Origin of the sequence: Streptomyces sp. NPDC042638 (genome assembly GCF_040647235.1) — a bacterium.
Classification (GTDB): domain Bacteria; phylum Actinomycetota; class Actinomycetes; order Streptomycetales; family Streptomycetaceae; genus Streptomyces; species Streptomyces rameus.
On the sequence record NZ_JBEZBT010000125.1, the window covers coordinates 1 to 4,940 of the forward strand.

The 4,940-nt window shown below is 73.5% G+C and carries 1 protein-coding gene; it reads left to right on the plus strand.

Features of this window, described 5'->3' with window-relative positions; translation table 11 throughout:
* Window positions 1-4,940 (plus strand): amino acid adenylation domain-containing protein (locus tag AB0B40_RS37905; RefSeq protein ID WP_362268173.1); only part of this gene is annotated, 4,940 nt, incomplete at both ends.

The window sequence follows — 4,940 nt, forward strand, 5'->3', positions numbered from 1 at the left end:
CGACGACCACTTCTTCCACCTCGGCGGCCACTCCCTGCTCGCCACCCGGCTCATCAGCCGGATCCGGCAGGCCTTCAGCGTGGGCATCACGGTCAAGGACCTGTTCCAGGGGCCGACCCCGGCCGCGCTGGCGGAGCTGGTGGAGTCGCGGGACGGGGAGGACGTACGGCGGCCGGCGCTGCGGGAGGTGGCGCGCGCGGAGCGGGTGCCGCTGTCGTTCGGGCAGCGCCGGCTGTGGTTCCTGGACCAGCTGGAGGGGCCGTCGGCGACGTACAACATCCCGCTCGCGCTGCGGCTCACCGGCTGCGTGGACATCGAGGCGCTGCGGCTCGCGCTGACCGACACCGTCGTACGCCACGAGAGTCTGCGGACGCTGTTCTCGGGGGCGGACGGGGAGCCGGGGCAGGTGGTGCTGCCGGCCGAGGAGATCCGCCTGGACCTGCCGGTCACCGCGGCCGAGGAGCACACCCTGGACGCGCTGCTGGCCGCGGAGGCCGCCTGCACCTTCGACCTGGCCTCCGAACTGCCTTTGCGGGCCGCCCTGTTCAGCACCGGCGCGCAGGACCACGTCCTCCTCGTCGTCATGCACCACATCGTCTCCGACGGCTGGTCCACCGCCCCCTTCCTGCGCGATGTGGCGACCGCATACACCGCCCGCGCCGAGGGCCGGGCGCCCGAGTGGGAGCGGCTCCCGGTCCAGTACGCCGACTACACCCTCTGGCAGGAGGAGCTGCTCGCGGCGGACGGGGAGCGGCAGGCCGAGTTCTGGCGGCACACGCTGGGCGAACTGCCCGAGGAGGTCACCCTCCCGGCCGACCGGCCGCGTCCGGCGACCGCGAGCTTCCGGGGCCGTACGCACGGTGTGCAGTGCCCGCCCGCGCTGCACGAGGCGCTGACCCGGCTGGCCCGGGAGACCGGGACGACCCTGTTCATGGTGGCGCAGGCCGCGGTGGCGACCGCGCTGGCCCGCTCCGGTGCCGGTACGGACATCCCGATCGGGGCGCCGATCGCGGGCCGTACCGACCAGCGCCTCGACGACCTGGTGGGCTTCTTCGTCAACAGCCTGGTGCTGCGCACCGATGTCGACGGGGACCCCTCCTTCCGCGAACTGCTCGACCGGGTCCGGGAGACCGACCTGGCCGCCTGGGCCCACCAGGACCTGCCCTTCGACCGGCTCGTGGAGATCCTCAACCCCGAGCGCAGCACCGCCCGCCACCCGCTCTTCCAGGTGGCCCTCACCCTCCAGGACGCGGCCAAGCCGGCCCTCGAACTGCCGGGCGTGCACACCGAGTCGTGGTTCACCCCGCTGGAGATCGCCAAGTTCGACCTGACCTTCTCCTTCCACGAGCACCGCACGGCCGACGGCCGTCCCGACGGCCTGGACCTGGCCGTCGAGTACGCGACGGACCTGTATGACGCCCGGACCGTCGAAGGGCTCGCGGACCGTCTGGTGCGGCTGCTGGAAGCGGTCGTCGCCGACCCCGAACTGCCGGTGAGCGAGCTGGAGTTCACGGGTCCCGAGGAGCGGGAGCGACTGCTGGGGCTGGGCGCGGGGCCGGTCACCGACGGCAGCCTTCCGGACGCCGGCCTCGCGGAGCTGTTCGCCGCTCAGGTGGCGCGGACGCCGGACGCGCTCGCCGTGGCGTCCGAGGAGCGCTCCCTCACCTACGCCGAACTCGACGCGGAGTCCGACCGGTTCGCGCAGCGGATCACCGGCCTCGGGGTCGGCCCCGAGTCCGTCGTCGCCCTGATGATGGAGCGCTCGGCCGATCTCCTGATCGCCATGCTCGCGGTCGTGAAGGCGGGCGGCGCCTACGCGCCCCTCAACCCGGCGGACCCGGACACCCGCCACACCCAGATCCTCGACGAACTCGACGCGCCGGTCCTGATCACCGACCGGGCGCTGGCCGACCATCCGCTGGTCGCCAGGGCGCAGGCCCGGGACCTCGTCATCGACCGCAAGGAGCTGGACGGCCGCCCCGCGACGAGGACCACCGCCGTCACCCACCCCGACCAGTGGCTGTACGTCATGTTCACCTCGGGCTCGACCGGTGTCCCGAAGGGTGTCGCCGTCACCCACCGCAACGTCGCCGACCTGGCCCGCCAGCGGATGTACGCGGGCGGCGACCACAGCCGCGTCCTCTTCCACTCCCCGCACACCTTCGACGCGTCGACCTACGAGATCTGGGTGCCGTGGCTGACCGGCGGCACGGTCGTCGTGGCGCCCCGGGGGCACCTGGAGACCGGGACGCTGGGCGAGTTGCTCGCCCGGTACTCGATCACGAGTCTGTGGCTGACGGCGGGGCTGTTCCGGGTGATGGCCGAGGAGGTGCCGGAGGCCTTCGCCGGGGTCCGGGAGGTGTGGGCGGGCGGTGACGTCGTCTCGCCGGAGGCGGTGCGGCGGATCCAGGAGCACTGCCCGGACACGACCGTCGTCAACGGCTACGGCCCGACCGAGACCACCACCTTCGCCGCCACCCACCGGATCCGCCGCCCCTACGACCACCCCGGCACGATCCCGATCGGCGAGGCACTCGACAACCACCGCCTCTACGTCCTCGACTCCGCGCTCCGGCTCGTTCCCGCCGGTGCGCCCGGCGAGCTGTACATCGCCGGGGCCGGTCTGGCGCGCGGCTACGTGGGCCGGCCCTCACTCACCGCCGAGCGGTTCACCGCCGACCCGTACGGCGAGCCGGGCTCCCGGATGTACCGCACCGGGGACCTGGTGCGGTGGAACCACGAAGGCTCGCTCGAGTACCTCGGCCGGGCCGACCAGCAGGTCAAGCTGCGCGGCTTCCGCATCGAACTCGGCGAGATCGAGGGCGCGCTCACCGCGCACCCGGCGGTCGTCCAGGCCACGGTGATCGTCCGCGAGGACCGGCCCGGCGACAAGCGGCTCGTCGCGTACCTCGTGACCGCCGGGGACGGTGTGGACCTGGGCGACCTGCGCCGGCACACCACTTCGGCGCTCCCCGAGTACATGGTCCCGTCGGCCTTCGTCGTCCTCGACGCGATTCCGCTCACCGCCAACGGCAAGATCGACCGGCGGGCGCTGCCCGCCCCGCAGATCATCCACGACGTCGTCGGACGCGCACCGCGCAACCCGCAGGAAGAGGTCCTGTGCGGGCTGTTCGCCGCGGTCCTCGGACTCCCGTCGGCCACCATCGACGACCACTTCTTCCACCGCGGCGGCCACTCCCTGCTCGCCACCCGGCTCATCAGCCGGATCCGGCAGGCCTTCGGCGTGCAGCTCGGCGTCAAGGACCTGTTCCGGTACCCGACCGTCGTCGCGCTGTCCGAGCGGGTCACCGAGGGAAGCGGGGAGCTGCCGCGGGCCGCGCTGGACCGGCAGGAGCGCCCCGAGCGGCTGCCGCTGTCCTCGGCCCAGCAACGGCTGTGGTTCCTGGACCAGATGGAGGGCCCCTCGGCGACGTACAACATCCCGATGGCGCTGCGGCTGACCGGCGAGCTGGACCGGGAGGCCCTGCGCCTGGCGCTCACCGACCTGGTGACCCGGCACGAGAGCCTGCGCACGGTCTACCCGACCCACGAGGGCAAGGCGTACCAGTCGGTGCGCGCACCCGAGCCGGTCGCGCTGCCCGTCGTCCCGGTCACCGCCGACGCGCTCCCCGCCCGCCTGGCCGGCCTCTCGGCCACCCCGTTCGACCTGGCCGCGAGCCTCCCGCTGCGCGCCCACCTGCTGGCCCTCGGCGACCGGGAGCACGTCCTGCTCCTGGTGATCCACCACATCGCCTCCGACGGCTGGTCCAACGCCCCGCTCTTCCGCGACCTGGCCGCCGCCTACGCGGCCCGCGCCCAGGGGCAGGCACCCGGCTGGGAGCCGCTGCCGGTCCAGTACGCCGACTACGCGCTGTGGCAGCAGCAGCTGATGGAGCAGGACGAGGAACGCCAGCTCGGCTTCTGGCGCCAGACGCTGGCGGACCTTCCGGAGGAGGCCACCCTCCCCACCGACCGGCCCCGCCCGGCCACCGCCTCCAACCGGGGCAGCACCCACACCGTGCACGGCGACGCCCGGCTCCACCAGGCGCTCACCGCCCTGGCCCAGGACACCGGCGCGACCCTGTTCATGGTCGCCCAGGCCGCCGTGTCGACCCTGCTCTCCCGCTCCGGCGGTGGGCACGACATCCCGCTCGGCTCGCCGGTGGCCGGCCGTACGGACCAGAAGCTGGACGACCTGGTCGGCTTCTTCGTCAACACCCTCGTGCTGCGCACCGACCTGAGCGGCGACCCCAGCTTCCGGGAGCTGCTGGCCCGGGCCCGGGAGACCGACCTGGCCGCCTGGAACCACCAGGACCTGCCCTTCGACCGGCTGGTCGAGATCCTCAACCCGGAGCGCACACCGGCCCGGCACCCCCTGTTCCAGGTCATGCTCACCCTCGGCGACACGGCGGCCGACGCACCCGAACTGCCGGGGCTGCGGACGGCGTACGAGTTCTCCGAGGTGGAGATCGCCAAGTTCGACCTGACCTTCGGCTTCGCGGAGCACCGGGGGGCGGACGGCGAACCGGGCGGGCTGGACATCACCGTCGAGTACGCCACCGACCTGTACGACGCGAGCACGATCCAGGCGGCCGCCGACCGGCTCGTACGACTCCTGGAGGCCGCCGCCGAGACGCCCGACCTCCCCGTCACGGAGCTGGAGCTGCTGTCCGCCGGGGAACGCGAACTGCTGCTGGAGCGCTGGGCGGGTCCGGTCACCGAAAGCGCCGACGCCGGGCTGGGCGAGCTGTTCGCCGCGCAGGCCGTCCGCACCCCGGACGCCGTGGCCGTCGTGCACGGCGGGCGGCGGCTGACGTACCGCGAGCTGGACGAGCTGGCCAACAGCGCGGCGCACCGGCTGATCGCGGAAGGGGTCCGCGTCGGCAGCCGGGTCGCGCTCTTCCAGGAGCGGTCGGTGGACGCGGTCGTCAGCACCCTCG